The sequence below is a fragment of the Streptomyces sp. NPDC050085 genome (assembly GCF_044460595.1).
Lineage (GTDB): Bacteria > Actinomycetota > Actinomycetes > Streptomycetales > Streptomycetaceae > Streptomyces.
In genome coordinates this window covers 302,721-318,596 of sequence record NZ_JBITJZ010000005.1, presented here as the reverse complement: position 1 = coordinate 318,596, position 15,876 = coordinate 302,721, and the positions used below count along the sequence as shown (strand labels likewise).

Annotated in this window: 13 protein-coding genes; 9 read left to right on the top strand and 4 right to left on the bottom strand. The window is 72.8% G+C overall.

Annotated elements, in window-relative coordinates; translation table 11 throughout:
• Window positions 1-35: 35 nt before the first annotated feature.
• Window positions 36-1,520: a DUF1996 domain-containing protein gene (locus tag ACIBUY_RS21120; RefSeq protein WP_399153322.1), complete on the top strand. Its 1,485-nt coding sequence runs from the start codon at window positions 36-38 to the stop codon at window positions 1,518-1,520.
• A 28-nt stretch (window positions 1,521-1,548) separates the two neighbouring features.
• Here the strand turns inward: ACIBUY_RS21120 and ACIBUY_RS21115 are convergent, their stop codons facing one another.
• Window positions 1,549-2,019, bottom strand: coding sequence for a hypothetical protein (locus ACIBUY_RS21115; protein WP_399153321.1), 471 nt, complete (start codon window positions 2,017-2,019; stop codon window positions 1,549-1,551).
• 295 nt (window positions 2,020-2,314) lie between these two features.
• Between ACIBUY_RS21115 and ACIBUY_RS21110 the strand changes: the two genes are divergently transcribed.
• The 5 genes from ACIBUY_RS21110 (at window position 2,315) to ACIBUY_RS21090 (ending at window position 7,974) form a co-directional block, all read left to right on the top strand.
• Window positions 2,315-3,124, top strand: a complete 810-nt coding sequence (locus ACIBUY_RS21110; protein WP_399153320.1) for a tyrosine-protein phosphatase — start codon at window positions 2,315-2,317, stop codon at window positions 3,122-3,124.
• Window positions 3,125-3,207: 83 nt separating this feature from the next.
• Window positions 3,208-5,124: a hypothetical protein gene (locus ACIBUY_RS21105; protein ID WP_365561797.1), complete on the top strand. Its 1,917-nt coding sequence runs from the start codon at window positions 3,208-3,210 to the stop codon at window positions 5,122-5,124.
• Between the two features lie 106 nt (window positions 5,125-5,230).
• Window positions 5,231-6,127 carry a metal-dependent hydrolase gene (locus tag ACIBUY_RS21100; protein ID WP_365561794.1) on the top strand — a complete coding sequence of 299 codons (897 nt, stop codon included), beginning with the start codon at window positions 5,231-5,233 and terminating at the stop codon, window positions 6,125-6,127.
• Entirely contained in the window at window positions 6,124-7,221 is a 1,098-nt protein-coding gene (locus ACIBUY_RS21095) for a PDR/VanB family oxidoreductase (protein WP_399153319.1), read from the top strand. The genes ACIBUY_RS21100 and ACIBUY_RS21095 overlap by 4 nt, the downstream gene beginning before the upstream one ends.
• Before the next feature lie 36 nt (window positions 7,222-7,257).
• Window positions 7,258-7,974 carry a TetR/AcrR family transcriptional regulator gene (locus ACIBUY_RS21090; RefSeq protein ID WP_365561789.1) on the top strand — a complete coding sequence of 239 codons (717 nt, stop codon included), beginning with the start codon at window positions 7,258-7,260 and terminating at the stop codon, window positions 7,972-7,974.
• On the opposite strand, the gene ACIBUY_RS21085 is transcribed toward ACIBUY_RS21090, so the two are convergent.
• A complete protein-coding gene (locus tag ACIBUY_RS21085) occupies window positions 7,971-8,333 on the bottom strand; it encodes a 5-carboxymethyl-2-hydroxymuconate Delta-isomerase (protein ID WP_365561787.1) in 363 nt (120 codons plus the stop codon). The two genes, ACIBUY_RS21090 and ACIBUY_RS21085, sit on opposite strands and share 4 nt — an antisense overlap.
• A 57-nt stretch (window positions 8,334-8,390) precedes the next feature.
• Between ACIBUY_RS21085 and ACIBUY_RS21080 the strand changes: the two genes are divergently transcribed.
• Entirely contained in the window at window positions 8,391-8,906 is a 516-nt protein-coding gene (locus tag ACIBUY_RS21080; RefSeq protein ID WP_365561784.1) for a GNAT family N-acetyltransferase, read from the top strand.
• Here the strand turns inward: ACIBUY_RS21080 and ACIBUY_RS21075 are convergent.
• Window positions 8,878-10,458 (bottom strand): SpoIIE family protein phosphatase, encoded by a 1,581-nt coding sequence (locus tag ACIBUY_RS21075; RefSeq protein ID WP_399153318.1) that lies wholly within the window; start codon window positions 10,456-10,458, stop codon window positions 8,878-8,880. The genes ACIBUY_RS21080 and ACIBUY_RS21075 overlap by 29 nt on opposite strands.
• Window positions 10,459-10,780: 322 nt before the next feature.
• Here ACIBUY_RS21075 and ACIBUY_RS21070 point away from each other — a divergent pair, with 322 nt between their 5' ends.
• Complete coding sequence (locus ACIBUY_RS21070) at window positions 10,781-11,815, top strand: LacI family DNA-binding transcriptional regulator (RefSeq protein WP_365561779.1); 1,035 nt, start codon at window positions 10,781-10,783, stop codon at window positions 11,813-11,815.
• 74 nt (window positions 11,816-11,889) lie between these two features.
• Window positions 11,890-12,765, top strand: coding sequence for a phosphatase PAP2 family protein (locus ACIBUY_RS21065; protein ID WP_365561776.1), 876 nt, complete (start codon window positions 11,890-11,892; stop codon window positions 12,763-12,765).
• Here the strand turns inward: ACIBUY_RS21065 and ACIBUY_RS21060 are convergent.
• The gene (locus ACIBUY_RS21060; protein WP_399153491.1) at window positions 12,753-15,746 is read right to left on the bottom strand and encodes a bifunctional [glutamine synthetase] adenylyltransferase/[glutamine synthetase]-adenylyl-L-tyrosine phosphorylase; all 2,994 of its coding nucleotides are present in this window, start codon (window positions 15,744-15,746) and stop codon (window positions 12,753-12,755) included. The two genes, ACIBUY_RS21065 and ACIBUY_RS21060, sit on opposite strands and share 13 nt — an antisense overlap.
• Window positions 15,747-15,876 lie beyond the last annotated feature (130 nt).

Below are 15,876 nucleotides of genomic sequence, written 5' to 3'. Positions count from 1 at the left end.
TGAACACGGCCGCCTCCTGTTGCGTACGTAGTCCCATGGGACGCACCTCTCGGAAACGGCGCTCTTCGCTGGCGACACGGATGACCATCGCGTCGGCCGCACTTCTCCTGGGCGGGGGTGGGCTGATCGCGGTCAATGTGTACGCGTCGGCCCATGAGGACCCGACGCAGGACCAGGGGCAGACACAAGGGCAGGAACAGCAAGCGCCGCAGCAGCAAGTGATGACGATCGACTGTCCCGACGTGGGCAACGCCCTGCCCGACGTGCCGGGCGGCGCCCGCGGTCAGGTGGACGGTGAACTCGCCACCCTGGACAGTCAGATCACGGAGGCGTACCAGCGCCTCGCCTCGAACCGGGACGCCGCAGCGCAGGACCCGGGCTTCGTGCAGAACAGCATCCTGGGCCCGCTGAAGGACAAGCGCGGGGCGGTGCTCGGCCGCATCGGGGAGGACATCCGGCGCTCCGGCGGCAGCCCGCCGCAGCAGTTGGACGGGATGGCGGCCTGCACCGGGCGGGCACCGGACCAGCCCGCCCAGCAGCCTTCGCAGCAGCCCTCGCAGCAACCCGGCAACTCGGCTTCCCCGAGCGCGAGTTCGCCGCCCTCTCAGCCCAGCACTGGCGGCGGCACCGGCAACGGCCCCGCCGCGAGCGACTTCGTCGACATCAGGTCGGTCCGGCCCGACGTCCGGGCTCCCCGCAATCAACGCGCCGCCTCCCGCGGCACGTTCACCACGTCCTGCGGGCGCAACGCGAACGGCAAGTTCAATCCCGACAATGTCATCGTCGCGCCCGGAGTGAGCAATGGCGCTCACCATATGCACGATTACGTAGGGAATCAGGCGACGGACGCTTTCGCGAGTGACGACGATCTCGCGAACGGGCGGACCAGCTGCCGCAATCAGGGTGACAAGTCGACCTATTACTGGCCCGTCCTTCGCCTGCAGAACGGAAAGAACGAAGCGGACGCGAACGCACCCGGCGGCGGACAGGACAAGAACACCGGAGAGATCCAGACCCCGTCATCGGTGACCTTGAAATTCGACGGGAATGCGACGAGCAAGGTCGTGGCGATGCCGCGATTCCTGCGGATCATCACCGGCGACGCGAAGGCCTTCACCAATGGCGACGCGAACGCCAATGCGTCGTGGAGCTGCACCGGGTTCGAGAACCGCCAGTTGAAGGACAAGTACCCGATCTGTCCGCGCGGTTCGAAGGTGGTGCGCACCTTCCGGTTCCAGAGCTGCTGGGACGGCACCAACACCGACAGCGCCAACCACCGTACGCACGTGGCCTTCGAGGACCCGCGCACCGGCGCCTGCCCGGCGGGCTTCAAGGCGATCCCGCAGCTGGTGCAGCGCATCGTGTACGCGGTGCCGCCCGGGCCCGGCTTCGCCGTCGACTCGTTCCCCGAGCAGCTGCACAAGCCGATCACCGACCACGGCGACTTCATCAACGTCTTCGACGACAAGCTGATGCAGCGCGTGGCGAGCTGCATCAACCGGGGACAGAACTGCACCTGACCGCCCCCCTGGCCGCTGCGCGGCCGTCTCAGTGGTGACCCGTGTGCCCTTCAGTAGAGGCACCCTCCTCGTGACCCCCACCACCGCTACTCCCCGAGTGGTGCGAGGAGGACCGCTCCACGGTCCCGCCGAGCCGGCCGCGCAGCTCTGTCACGACCCGGTCCGTGCCGACCGCGATCCATTTGCGGCCGACGAGATACGTGCCGCCGTAGTCGTCGGCCGCGTCCAGCCACTCGGCCTGGCCGCGGTCGGTGGCGAAGGTGGCGAGGACGTAACGGCCGCTCCTGTCACCGCAGTTGGCCTGGCGCAGTTCGGCCGCGTCGGTCTGGATGTCGGGGGTGCAGCCCGCCTTTTGGGCCAGCTGTTCCAAGGTGCCGGTCGCCGTCTCGGGGGCCTGCGCAGACCTCGCGGCCTTCGGACCGTCGTCGTGCGCGGTGCATCCGGCGCACCCCGCCAGGGCCGCGCCCACCATGAACCCCGCCACCAGCAGCTTCCTCATCGTGCACTCCTGTTCCGTACGTTCTCGGCACGGCGGGCGCCGTCGGGCTCGGCACGGCCCTGGGGCAGGCGTGCCCGCGGCTCGAGCGGCGCCACAAGCACTTGATACGGCTGCGGCGCTCACCGCGCTCAACGGACAACTTCCGTACCACGCAGACCAGTTCGTGTCGGGGACGCGGGGCACGGTCGAGTTCAGCGGTTGGGCCCATGCGCAGCCGAAGACGCCGTAGGGGAGACTGGGCGGGACGAACAGTACAAACCGGAACACGCACCCAGGAACAACGGGAGTCCCGCCCATGGCCGCACCCATCCCCGCCACCACCGTCGCCAACCTGCGCGACCTGGGCGGCACGCCCCTGCCCGGCGGGCGCACCGTCACGCCGGGGCGCGTCTTCCGCTCCGGCCAGCTGGACCGGCTCGACCCGGCGGCCGATCCGGCATACGCGGCGCTCGGCATCCGCACGATCCTCGACCTCCGTACGGATGCCGAGCGCGCCGCGCACCCCGACCGCACGCCCGACGGGGTGCGCCACCTGACCGCCGACGCGCTCGCCGACACGCTGGCGCGGGCCGGGGTCGCCCCCGCGGCGGCCCAGCTCAAGGAGGTCCTGGCCGATCCGGTGCGCGCGGAGCGGGAGTTGGGCGGCGGCCGCGCCGAGGCCCTGTTCGCGGACACGTACCGCTCGCTGGTGTCCTCGGCGTCGGCGCGGGCCGCGTACCGCACGCTGCTCCTGGAACTCGCCGCGCCGGACGCGGGCCCGCTGCTGTTCCACTGCACGGCGGGCAAGGACCGTACGGGCTGGGGCGCGACGGTGATCCTGGGTCTGCTGGGCGCGGACGACGCCACGATCGAGACCGAGTACCTCTCCGTGAACGCGGCCGTGCGCACCGCCTTCGCCCCGCTCATCGAGGGCTTCACCGCCCAGGGCGGCGACCCGGACGTGGCACTGGCCGTCATCGGCGTCGTGCCCGGGTATCTGCGGGCGGCGCAGGACGAGGTGGCGGACCGGTACGGGAGCGTCGAGAAGTACGTACGCGAGGGGCTCGGGGTGGGCGACGAGGAGGTGGAGGTGATCCGGGAGCGGCTGACCGCGCCGCCCCAGTGACCCCACCCCCTGGCCCCACCTCCTGACCCCACCCCGGGGCAGCATCCCTGTGACCATCCCACGATTCGCTCGTTCTGCTGAACGTGCAGTCAAAGGTGCAGCAACCCAAGCCCCCCTCCCCCGGCGCGGCCGACGTCATCGGCGTCGAGCAGGCCGAAGCGGCCCTGGTCGAGCACTATCCCCGGCTGGTCCGCCTGGCCTACCTGGTGCTGCCGCCGGGGCTCGGCCGCAATCGCCGGGTGCTGACCGCCCACTCCGTCACGCAGCGGGCGCTGCCGCGCGGCCGCACGGCGAGCGCCCCGGCGGCGGTCCCGGCCCAGCGCGGCAGCGGGCGCCCGGCCGGGGACCCCGGTTACGCGTATGTACGGCTCAAGGTGCTGCGCAGCGCGCTCGAAGCGGGGCTGCCGCTGCGCCGGGCGGCCTGGCCCAAGCGGGCCCAACTGCCGCCGCTGCTGCCGCAGGTGTGGGGCCTGCGCCTGTTCCCGAAGTCCGGCGGCGCCGATGAACTCGCCCTGGACCAGCGGCTGTCCGCGCTCAGCGGCCCGGCCCGCGCCGCGTACGTGCTGCGCGGCCTCGAGCGCCTCGACGACACCGCCGTGCGCGGCGTCCTCACGGAGGCGGGCTGCACCGCCGAGGACGCGGCCGCCGCCCTGGCCGAGGCCGACGGCGTGGAGGCCCTGTACGCGCTGCTCGAGTCCCCGGAGTTCGACCCCTGCTCGCTGCACGCCCGGCCCACCGACCTGATGCGCCGCCGCCAGCACGTCAAGGCGGGCATCGCGGCGCTCGCGGCGACCGTCGTGTGCGGGGCGCTGCTCGGCCTGCCCGGCGACGGCTGGGGCCCCGACGGCGCGGCGGCGCCCCCGTACGCACAGAACCCGGCGGGTCAAGCCGCCCTGGATCCGGGCAGGTTGACGAAGGTCGCACCCACCGCGTGGCAGACCTCGGCCCGCACCGACTTCTCCGTGTGGCCCGCGCGCGGCTCCCTCACCGGCGACACGGCCCTGCTGCGCCGCGCGCTCGCCGTCTGGGCGCGGCCCGGCGAGTCCGTCCAGGTCTCGGCGACCCCCGGCACCCCGGCGGGCGCCCCGCCAGGACCCGCGCAACTGCTGTACGCGGGCGAGGTCGACCAGGCGCGCATCGTCGTCCTCTACGACGGTCTGCGCATCGTCCGCTACGCCGAACCGAAGAACGGCACGAGCGGCGCCGCCCTCGACTTCGCCCGCGTCGACGGGGCGAGCGGTGCACAGGCGGGCGCCGTCGTCATGGACCGCTCCGACGGCAACGTCCGCTATCTGACGGCCCCTTGGGCGACCGGCGCGGCCGTCCGCGACCTGCTGAAACCGAGCGCCCCGGCGCAGCGCCTGTCCCGTACGCGGGACGGCGTGACGTCCCCGTTCATGAGCCCGGCCGTCTCCGCCTCGTGCACGTCCTGGAACGCGCTGGCGCTCACCGACTCCGCGGGCACGCGCTACTCCACCGACCTCGGCGAACTCGTCCCCGCGCATCTCACCTCGGGCCGCCCGGACGCGCCCCGCGAGTCCCGGGCCGGCGACTGGGCGACCACCGCCTGCTCGCTCGCGGCCGCGCGCTCGCACGGGGTGCGCTCCGTCAACTCCTGGGCGTACGCCCGCCAGGACCTGCCCGAGGCGAACGGCGCGGCGGAGTGGACCTGTACCCGCGCCGAGACCTGGCAGGGCGGCGGGCCGCGCACCCTCGCGCTGTTCCGGGCGCCCGGGGCGGGCACGGCGGTCGTCGCGGCGAAGTCGGAGGGCTCGCCCGCGTGCGGCTCCCGTGACCCGTTGGTGCTCGCCGGGGTGCGGTGGAAGTCGCGGGCCGGGACGTGGTACCTGGTCGCGGGCGGGAGCAGGCAGGTCGACTCGGTGTCGGCGGCGGGCACCACGGCCCCGGGGAACCTGCTGGCCGTCCGCACGGCTCGTAGCGCCAAGGTCACGCTGACCGGCCGTACGGCCACCGGCACGAAGGTGACCACGCTCCGCTGAAGCCGCACGGATGAGCCCGCACCGATGAACCCGTGCTGACGATCACGTAAAGAAAGTCGGGCCCGAGGGGTGTACCCCTCGGCCTACCCGTCAGTACATTGACACCATGTCTAATACGCGCGTCCCGCTGAAGGCACGCCAGGTGTCCTTCACCTGGGACAGGACCCCGCTGCACTGGCTTCCGGACGACCCCTTCACCACGCACACCATCAACGTGCTGCACCTGCTGCTCCCCGCGGGCGAGCGCTGGTTCGTGCACGTCTACAAGCAGGTCCTGCCCTACATACGGGACGACCGGCTGCGCGAGGACGTCATCGGGTTCATCGGCCAGGAGGCCATGCACTCGCAGGCCCACGACGAGGTGCTGCCCCACCTGAAGGAGCAGGGGCTCGACCCGACGCCGTACACGGCCCAAGTGGACTGGTTCTTCGAGAAGTTGCTCGGCGACCGGACGCTGCCGCCGGGCCGGGCGCGGCAGTGGTGGCTGATGGAGCGGGTCGCGCTGATCGCCGCGATCGAGCACTACACGGCGTTCCTCGGCAACTGGGTGCTGAACGCCGACGAGCTGGACAAGCGCGGCGCCGACCCGACCATGCTCGACCTGCTGCGCTGGCACGGGGCCGAGGAGGTCGAGCACCGGTCGGTCGCCTTCGAGCTGTTCGAGCACGTCGACGGCAGCTACCGGCGGCGCGTGCGGACCTGGGCCACGGCGTTCTCCGCACTGGTCTTCCTGTGGCAGCGCGGGACGCGGTTCTTCATGGAGAACGACCCGACGCTCCTCGACGGCAAGGCCTCCTTCAAGGACTTCTACAGGAGCGGCAGGGCGGGCGTACTGCCGTCGGCCGGGGACATGGCGCGGTCCATCCCCCGCTATCTGAGCCGGAGTTACCACCCCGAGCAGGAGGGCGACACCGAGCAGGCCGTCGCCTATCTCGCCACCTCGCCCGCGGCGACCGCCGCGGAGGCCCGTACCGCCCGTACGTCGATGGGAGCCGCCCGATGAGCCCCGCACTGAACCGGCGCACCCTGCGCAGGGCCGCCCTCGTCGCCGGTGCCGCGCTCGTCGTGCGCCGGGCGCTGCGCGGCCGCGTGAAGCAGTCGCCGCTGTGGCCGATGCCCGCCCTGGAGGAGCCGGTCTCCGGGCGGCCGCGGGCCCGCGCGCTCTCCCTGCTCATCACCCGGCACGAGGAGATAGCCGAGGGGGTCGTCCAACTCCGCCTGGAGGGCCACGAGTTGCCCGCCTGGCAGCCGGGCGCCCACCTCGATCTCGTCCTGCCCTCGGGGCTCGTCCGGCAGTACTCGCTGTGCGGGGACCCGGAGGACACCTCGTCGTACACGGTCGCGACGCGGCTGATCCCGGCCGAGGAGGGCGGGCGCGGCGGCTCGCGCGAGGTGCACGAGCAGTTGCAGGAGGGGGCGGAGGTCGAGGTGCGCGGGCCGCGCAACCGCTTCGCGCTCACCCCGGACGCGCCCACCTATCTCTTCGTGGCGGGCGGCATCGGGATCACGCCGGTGCTGCCGATGCTGCGCGAGGCCGAGGCGCGGGGCGCCGATTGGACGCTGCTGTACGGAGGCCGTACGCGGGCCTCGATGCCGTTCCTCGAAGAGGTCGAGAAGCTCGACGCGGGGGCGGGCCGGGTCACGGTCGTCGCCGAGGACGATGGCGCGGCGGGCGGGCGGCCCGATCTGACCGGGGCGCTCGCGGCCACGGCGCCGGGCACGGCCGTGTACTGCTGCGGGCCCGAGGGCCTGATGGCGGCGGTGGAGTCGGCGCTGCCCGAGGGACGCACCCTGCACCTCGAACGGTTCACGCCGCGCAACTCGGCGGACGGCAACGGCCCGTTCGAGGTCGAGCTGCGGCGCAGCGGCACCGTCGTGGACGTCCCCGCCGACTCCACGGTGCTCGCCGCGGTCCGCGCGCAGCTGCCCAACGTCTCGTACTCCTGCGAGCAGGGTTTCTGCGGGACCTGCCAACAGCGGGTCCTGGAGGGCGAGATCGACCACCGCGACGAGCTGCTCACGGATGCGGAGCGCGACGACTCGATGCTGATCTGTGTATCGCGGGCGCGCAGTGAGCGTCTGGTCCTGGATCTCTAGACGAACGGTCCGGATCCGCTCGGTAGAGTGTTCGGTATGACTACCGGGGTACGGCGCAGAATGGGAGTCGAGGAGCGGCGGCGGCAGTTGATCGGGGTCGCCCTCGAACTGTTCAGCCACCGCTCTCCCGACGAGGTCTCCATCGACGAGATAGCGGCGGCCGCGGGCATCTCGCGGCCGCTGGTCTACCACTACTTCCCGGGCAAACTCAGCCTGTACGAGGCCGCGTTGAAGCGGGCGGCGGAGGATCTGGCGACCCGGTTCGAGGAGCCGCAGGACGGGCCGCTCGGTGCGCGCCTGCTGCGCGTGATGGGCCGGTTCTTCGACTTCGTGGACGAGCACGGCCCGGGCTTCTCGGCGCTGATGCGCGGCGGCCCGGCCGTCGGCTCCTCGGCGACGAACGCGCTGATCGACTCGGTCAGGCAGGCCGCGTACGTCCAGATCCTCGCGCACCTGCGGGTCGTCGCGCCGTCCCCCCGGCTCGAACTCGTGGTCCGCTCCTGGATCTCGCTCGCCGAGTCGACGGCCCTGATCTGGCTGGACGGCCGCCGCATCCCGCGCGAGGAGCTCCAGCTCCAACTGGTCCACGACTTCGCGGCGCTGGCCGCGGTGAGCGCCGCGTACGACGAGGAGATGGCGGGGCTGTTGCGCCACATCCTCGCCGCCGAGCCGGCCGACGGCCCCTTCACGGACCTCATCGAACGCCTCGCCGCACTGGCACCCGTCCAGGACCGGATCCAGGACCGGATCTAGGAACCGCCCTGTCCGACGGCGGACTTGTAGGCGGGCTCCAGGTCCCGTACCTCCACCGACAGGTGCACGCCGTCGGGCTGCTTGAGGTGGGCCGGCAGCAGGGCCAGGACCGATTCCGTGAGGGCCGTCTTGGCCTCCGCGGTGCGTCCGGCGAGCAGGGCGATCTCGATGTGGACGACGTGCGCGCCCTCGGCGCCGTCGCCGACGACGGTCTCCGCGGCGGGCCGGAAGCGCGTCTTGCAGGCGGCCGTGCGCGCGGCGACGGTGTCGACGCAGGCCTGGTGCACGGCGCCCGCGAGCCCGGCCCGGTCGAGCCGGTCGTCGAGGTCGGCGGAGTAGTCGACGGTGATGTTGGGCATGGGGCGCTCCCGGGGGTGCGTGCGGACGTTTCGGTGATCAGCTTTACGGTGATCGGCATGACGGCACAACTCACGTTCCGCGAAGCGGACACCGGCGACCTCGGCACGCTCGTCGCACTGTACGACGGTGCGGCCCGCTGGATGATCGAGCAGGGCATCGACCAGTGGCAGCCGGGCCAGAAGGACGAGGAGCACTTCCGGCTGCGGATGAAGGAGGGCGAGGTGTGGCTCGCCGAGTCCGACGGCGTGGCCGCGGGCGCCTGCGAGCTGTGGTGGGACGACGAGCCGGCCTGGGGCGCCCAGCCGCCCGTCGCCGGTTATGTGCACCGCCTGATGGTGCGCCGCGGCGCCCCGGCGGGGACCGGCGCCCGGCTCCTCGCGCACGCCGAGCGGCGGATCGCTCAGGCGGGCCGGGCCCTGTGCCGCCTGGACTGCGTCTCGACGAACCCGCGCCTGCGCACGTACTACGAGGGCCGCGGCTACACGGTCGTCGGCGAGCAGCCCTTCAAGTCCGGTGCGGGCGGGGGCAGTTACGCGGTGACGCTCATGGAGCGGCGGCTGCCTCGGGAGTGAGCCTGAGGGCCAGCAGGGCGATGTCGTCGGCGCGGCCCTTGCCGAAGCAGGACAGCAGGGTGTCGCAGAGGGCCTCGGGCGCCGCGGGGGCGGCGGCCGCGGCCTCGCTCAGCTGCTCCATGGAGACGGCCAGGTCGACGCCGCGGGTCTCGATGAGGCCGTCGGTGACCAGGACGAGCCGCTCCCCGGGGTCGAGCCTCAGCTCGGTCGGCTCGGGCCGGGGCAGGCCGAGGCCGAGCAGCGGCCCGGGCGCGTCGGCGTACCGGGCCGGGCCCTGGTGGGGTACGCGCAGCGGCGGGATGTGTCCCGCGTTCGCGACGAACGTACGGCCGGTCGCCGGGTCGACGAGGGCCAGGCACAGGGTGGCCGTGACCTCGGGGTGGTAGTGCTGGAGCAGCCGGTCGAGGCGGGTCACGAGCCGGGCGGGGCACGGGTCCTCGAGGCTGTAGGCGCGCAGCGCGTGCCGCATCTCCACCATGACGGTGGCCGCGTCGAGCGAGTGCCCGACCACGTCACCGATGCCGACGAGGAGCCCGGCGGGGGTGGGCATCGCGGCGTAGAAGTCGCCGCCGAGCTCGGCCTGTTGGGACGCCGGTACGTAGCGGAACGCGACCTCGGCGCCCGGCACCCGGGGCAGTTGCGCGGGCAGGAAGCTGCGCTGCAGCGTCAGGGCGACGTGGCGCTCCTGCTCGTACATCAGGAGCGGTTCGGCGGCGCGGGCGGTGGCGCGGGCCAGCTGTTCGACGAGCAGGACGGTCGCGCCGTCCGGGTCCGCGTCCGACGGGAGGGCCAGGCACGCCCGGAGGTTCGCGTCGCGGGTGCGGGCGAGCACCAGGCGCACGTCGCCGGGTCCGAAGTAGGCGGCGGGCCACTGCGATCCGGGCACGACCGCGCTGCGCGCCCCGCCGCGGGCGCACACCACGCGCCGTACGACCGCGAGCGCCTGTTCGCGGTCGACGTCGTCGGGGACGCCGGTCCGCGCGGTGCGCCGGGACAGCCCCGCGTGCGTCTCGCCGTCCTCGCCGAGCACGAACACGGCGGCGCTCCGCCCGGTGAGCCGGGCCGTGGCGTCGGCCGCGGTGGTGGCAAGCACGGCGAGGCAGCGCGCACTCTGCAGCTCGACGACCGTCTCGGACAGCAGCGTCAGCCGGTCGAACTGGGCCTGGGCGTCGACGAGTTCACGTGCACCGCGCAGCGCGGCCCGCACGACGGCGCGGATCTCCTCCGGCTCGGCGGGCACCGACAGATAGGCCTCGCCGCCCGCGTCGAGCGCACGGCAGCGGTCGTCGGGCCCGGACGGCCGGGCGGAGAAGTGGACGACGGGCATGCCGGACAGCGACGGCAGCGCCTTGACCCGGCGGCACAGCTCGTACCCGCTGAGGTCGGGCAGGCCGACGTCGACGAGCGCCAGGTCGGGCAGGGCTCCGGCGCGCATCCGCAGGTCGAGCTCGATCAGGGCCTCCCCCGCGGAGGCGACGGGGACGACGACGTGTCCCGCCCGGCTGAGGACGGCGCCCAGGGCATAGCGGCTGGCGGGGGTGTCGTCGACCACCAGGACCGTGCCGCTGTCGTCGGTACTGGATGTGCTGGATGTGTGACGTGATGGGTGACTGGATGAGTGAGCGGTGGCATCGTCCACGGGGCAGCCCCTCGGGGCGTGAGCGGTGCGGGCCCCCTCGGCTCGCCGGTCCACGCTACCGCCGGGCACGGCCGGCATGACTCCCCTTCGCACAGCTTCACCGATCCGGGTGGCGCCGGGTCAACGCCCGCGTCCCGCCCGGCACTTCCTCATCGACGGACCACCGGCGGACCGTCGGCGACCACCAACGGGCAATCGGTGGGCAATACGGCACGTGACCGGTAAGGTCCCGTCCGTGACCGCACGCCTTGCCGACATAGCAGTTCAAGCGGGGGTCAGCGAAGCGACCGTCAGCCGCGTGCTCAACGGCAAGCCGGGGGTCGCCGCGGCCACCCGTCAGTCCGTCCTCGCCGCGCTCGACGTGCTCGGCTACGAGCGGCCCGTACGGCTGCACCGGCGCAGCGCGGGCCTGGTCGGCCTGATCACGCCCGAGCTGGAGAACCCGATCTTCCCCGCGCTCGCCCAGGTCGTCGTGCAGGCGCTGACCCGCCAGGGCTACACGCCGATCCTGGCCACCCAGACACCCGGCGGCTCCACCGAGGACGAGCTCACGGAGATGCTGGTGGACCGGGGGGTCAGCGGCATCATCTACGTGTCCGGGCTGCACGCCGACACCACGGCCGACACCGGGCGCTACGAGCGGCTGCGCGCGCAGGACGTGCCCTTCGTGCTCGTCGACGGCTTCTCACCGGCCATCGCGGCACCGTTCATCTCGCCCGACGACCGGGCCGCGGCGCGCCTGGCCGTGACGCATCTGGTCTCGCTCGGGCACACCCGGATCGGCCTGGCGCTCGGCCCGCACCGGTTCGTGCCGGTGCAGCGCAAGATCGAGGGCTTCGTCCGCACGACGGCGGAGCTCCTGGGCCTGCCGGCCGACAAGATCGAGCAGGACCTCGTCCAGCACTCGCTCTACACCCTGGAGGGCGGCCAGGCCGCGACGTCCGCGCTCCTGGACCGCGCGTGCACGGCGGTGATCTGCGCGAGCGACATGATGGCACTGGGTGCTATCAGGGCCGTGCGGGAGCGGGGCATGGACGTGCCGAAGGACGTCTCGGTGGTCGGCTTCGACGACTCGCCCCTCATCGCCTTCACGGATCCGCCCCTGACCACGATCCGCAAGCCCGTGCACGCGATGGGCTCCGCGGCCGTCAACACGTTGCTGGAGGAGATCGGTGGCACGCCCGCGCCCCACAGTGAGTTCGTGTTCATGCCGGAGCTGGTGGTCCGGGGTTCAACGGCTTCGTCCCCTGGGGTCCGGCCTCGTCCGTAGGGCGTAGAGGATGCGACGCGAACCCGACCGAGGGATGATCGGACCTGGACCGCTATCTGGCAGACTCTGTGCCTATGGGTGAAACGACCGTGACGACACTGGAAGGCCAACAGGGGCCCACCACCTCACCCATCGCGGAGGACCGCGCCGGGCGAAGTGGTCGTGGACTCCTGCGCCGCATCCGCACGCCGCGGCGCCCCCGGCTCTGGTTCGAGATCCTGCTGATCGCGGTGAGTTACTGGACGTACTCGCTGATCCGCAACGCGGTACCGGAGCAGAAGTCCCAGGCCCTGCGGAACGCGGACTGGATCTGGAGCGTCGAGCAGCACCTCGGGATCGCCGTCGAGCAGAGCGTCAACCATGCGGTGAACTCGGTGACTTGGCTCATCGTCGGCATGAACTACTACTACGCGACGCTGCACTTCGTGATCACGCTGGGTGTCCTGGTGTGGCTGTTCCGCTGCCATCCCGGTCGGTACGCGGCGACGCGCCTGGTCCTGTTCGCGACGACGGCGGTGGCGCTGGTCGGCTACTACTTCTACCCCCTGGCACCGCCCCGGCTGATGGCCTCGGACTCGGGGGTTCACTTCATCGACACGGTCGCGGTGCACGAGACGTGGGGTTCGATGGCCTCCGGCAACCTGAAGAACATGTCGAACCAGTACGCGGCGATGCCCTCGATGCACATCGGGTGGTCGCTGTGGTGCGGCCTGACGATCTTCGCGCTCGCCTCGGCACCGTGGGCCAGGATCCTGGGCCTGCTGTACCCGACCATGACGCTCCTGGTCATCGTCTCGACGGCGAACCACTTCTGGCTGGACGCGCTGGGCGGCATGCTCTGCCTGGCGTTCGGCTTCCTGGTGGCACGCCTGTGGTACGGGGCGCTGCCCTACTCCTTGCCGCGGCTGGTGCCCTCGCCCACGCACGGCGAGCTGCGTCACGCCCCGTAGAACCGCTCCTCCACCACCGCACGGGCCCGTCGCGTGATGCGGCGGTAGTCGTCCAGCATGTCGCCGACGTGCCCCGGGTCGTAGCCCAGGTAGCGGCCCACCGCGCCGAGCTCGCGTCCGTCCGAGGGGAACGTGTCGCCCGCGCGGCCGCGCACCAGCATCACCGCGTTGCGCACGCGGGTCGCCAGGACCCAGGCCTCGTCCAGTATCGCCGCGTCCTCCGTCGGGATCAGGCCCGCGGCACACGCCGCCGCCAGCGCCTCGCGGGTCCGGGTGGTGCGCAGGCCCGGTTCCGTCCAGCCGTGCTGGAGCTGGAGGAGCTGCACCGTCCACTCGACGTCGGACAGGCCGCCGCGGCCGAGCTTGGTGTGCAGGGTGGGGTCGGCGCCGCGGGGCATCCGCTCGGACTCCATCCGTGCCTTCAGCCGCCTGATCTCCCGGACGGCGTCGTCGCCGAGCCCTTCCGCCGGGTACCGCAGCGGATCGATCAGCTCGATGAAGGACGCCCCCAGCTCCCCGTCCCCTGCGACGGGTTGGGCCCGCAGCAGCGCCTGTGACTCCCAGACGAGGGACCAGCGCCGGTAGTACGCCTCGTACGACTTCAGGGTCCGCACGACCGGGCCCGACTTGCCCTCGGGGCGCAGGTCCGCGTCGATGAGGAGCGGCGGATCGGCGCTGGGCAGGGCGAGCAGGCGGCGCATCTCGGCGACCACCTTGTTCGCTGCCTGCGCGGCCTCGTGGTCGCTGACGCCCTCCCGGGGCTCGTGCACGAACAGCACGTCGGCGTCCGACCCGTAACCCAGCTCGTGCCCGCCGAAGCGGCCCATGGCGATCACCGCGAACCGGGCCGGCAGGGTCTCGCCCCAGCCGTCCCGCACCACCGCGCGCAGCGTTCCCGCCAGGGTCGCCGCCGTCAGATCGGACACCGCCGAGCCGACCCGGTCGACCAGGGCGCCCTGGTCCGCGACCGCCGGGCTCTCCTCGGTGCCGTACGAGGCGATGATGTCGGCCGCGGTCGTGCGGAACAGCTCGCGCCGTCGCACCCCGCGGGCCGCGACGACGGCCTGCTCGCCACCCTCGGCGCGGCCGACCGCGGCCATCACCTCCTGCTCCAGCTGGGCGTGCTCGCGCGGCTCGAGACCCCGGGGGTCGCCGAGCAGCGCCACGGCCTCGGGCGCGCGCATCAGCAGGTCGGGGGCGAGCCGTCCGGCGGACAGGACCCGCGCCAGGTTCTCCGCTGCGGCGCCCTCGTCGCGCAGCAGCCGCAGGTACCAGGGCGTCTTGCCCAACGCATCGGACACCTTGCGGAAGTTGAGCAGTCCCGCGTCCGGGTCCGCCGAGTCCGCGAACCAGCCGAGCAGCACCGGGAGCAGCGTCCGCTGGATGGCGGCCTTGCGGGTGACCCCGGAGGCGAGGGCCTCCAGGTGGCGCAGGGCCGCGCTCGGATCGGCGTACCCGAGGGCGACGAGCCGCTCGCGGGCGGCCTCGGTGCTCAACCGGATCTCGCCCGGGGCCAGCTGGGCGACGGCGTCGAGCAGCGGCCGGTAGAAGAGCTTCTCGTGCAGCCGGCGTACGACCGAAGTGTGCCGTTTCCAGGCGCGGTTGAGATCGGTGAGCGGCTCGGTGCGCATGCCCATGGAGCGGCCGATGCGGCGCAGGTCGGCGTCGTCCTCGGGGACCAGGTGCGTGCGCCGCAGCCGGTACAGCTGGATGCGGTGCTCGAGGGTGCGCAGGAAGCGGTACGCGTCGTCGAGCTGGACGGAGTCGACGCGGCCCACGTAGCCGCCGTCGGCGAGCGCCGCGAGCGCGTCCAGGGTCGTGCCGCTGCGCAGCGAGGCGTCGGAGCGCCCGTGCACCAACTGCAGGAGCTGGACGGCGAATTCGACGTCGCGCAGGCCGCCGGGTCCGAGCTTCAGCTCGCGGTCGACCTCGCCCGCGGGGATGTTGGCGACGACGCGCTTGCGCATCTTCTGGACGTCGGCGACGAAGTTCTCGCGCTCGGCGACCTGCCAGACGAGCGGGGAGACGGCCGCCAGGTACTCGGCGCCGAGCTCGGGGTCACCGGCGACGGGCCGGGCCTTGAGCAGGGCCTGGAACTCCCAGGTCTTGGCCCAGCGTTGGTAGTACGCGAGGTGCGAGGACAGGGTGCGCACCAGCGGGCCGTTCCTGCCCTCGGGCCGCAGGTTCGCGTCGACCGGCCAGATCGTGCCCTCGACGGTGGTGTCGGAGCAGATCCGCATCATGTGGGAGGCGAGCCGGGTGGCGGCCTGGAGGGCCTTGCCCTCGTCCGCGCCCTCCACGGCTTCGGCCACGAAGATGACGTCGACGTCCGAGACGTAGTTCAGCTCGTGGCCGCCGCACTTGCCCATCGCGATGACGGCGAGGCGGCACTGCGCGGCGTCGCCGGGCGCGGCCGTCCGCGCTATGGCGAGGGCCGCGCGCAGGGTCGCCGTCGCGAGGTCGGCGAGTTCGGCGGCGGTCTGCACGATGTCGGTGGTGCCGCACACGTCGCGCGCGGCGATGGACAGCAGGCAGCGCCGGTAGGAGACGCGCAGCGCCACGGGGTCGACGGCGTCGGCGAGGCCCCGCTCGAACTCGGCGACGCCGGGGTGCAGATCGCTCGGCTCGTACGTGACGAGGGCCTGCCAGTCGGCGGGGTGCCGGGCCAGGTGGTCGGCGAGGGCCTCGGAGGCGCCGAGCACGCCGAGCAGCCGGTCGCGCAGCGGTTTCGCCGTGATGAGCGTGTCGAGGAGCTCGCGGCGGGCGCTCTCCCCGGGCTGCGCCTCGACGAGCCTGACCAGGCCGAGCAGCGCCAGATCGGGGTCGGCGGTGGCGCCGAGCGCGTCCAGGAGCAGCGGGTCGGAGCGGACGGTGGCCAGCGCCGCGGAGTCGAGCAGCCGCTCGGCGCCGGACGGATCGGTGAATCCGTGCCGCAGCAGCCGCGTGAACGTACTGCTGCGCCTGCCTTGCGGCACCGACATCCCGGCCTCCAGTTCGATCATCCGCCGGATCCGAGCCTACTGCGGTCGGCCTGGGGGCGATGAGTTGCGTACGCGGGCAGAGTCATCTCTGGCGAGGACAAACAGTGCACGCATCCCGGAAAGGAAACCC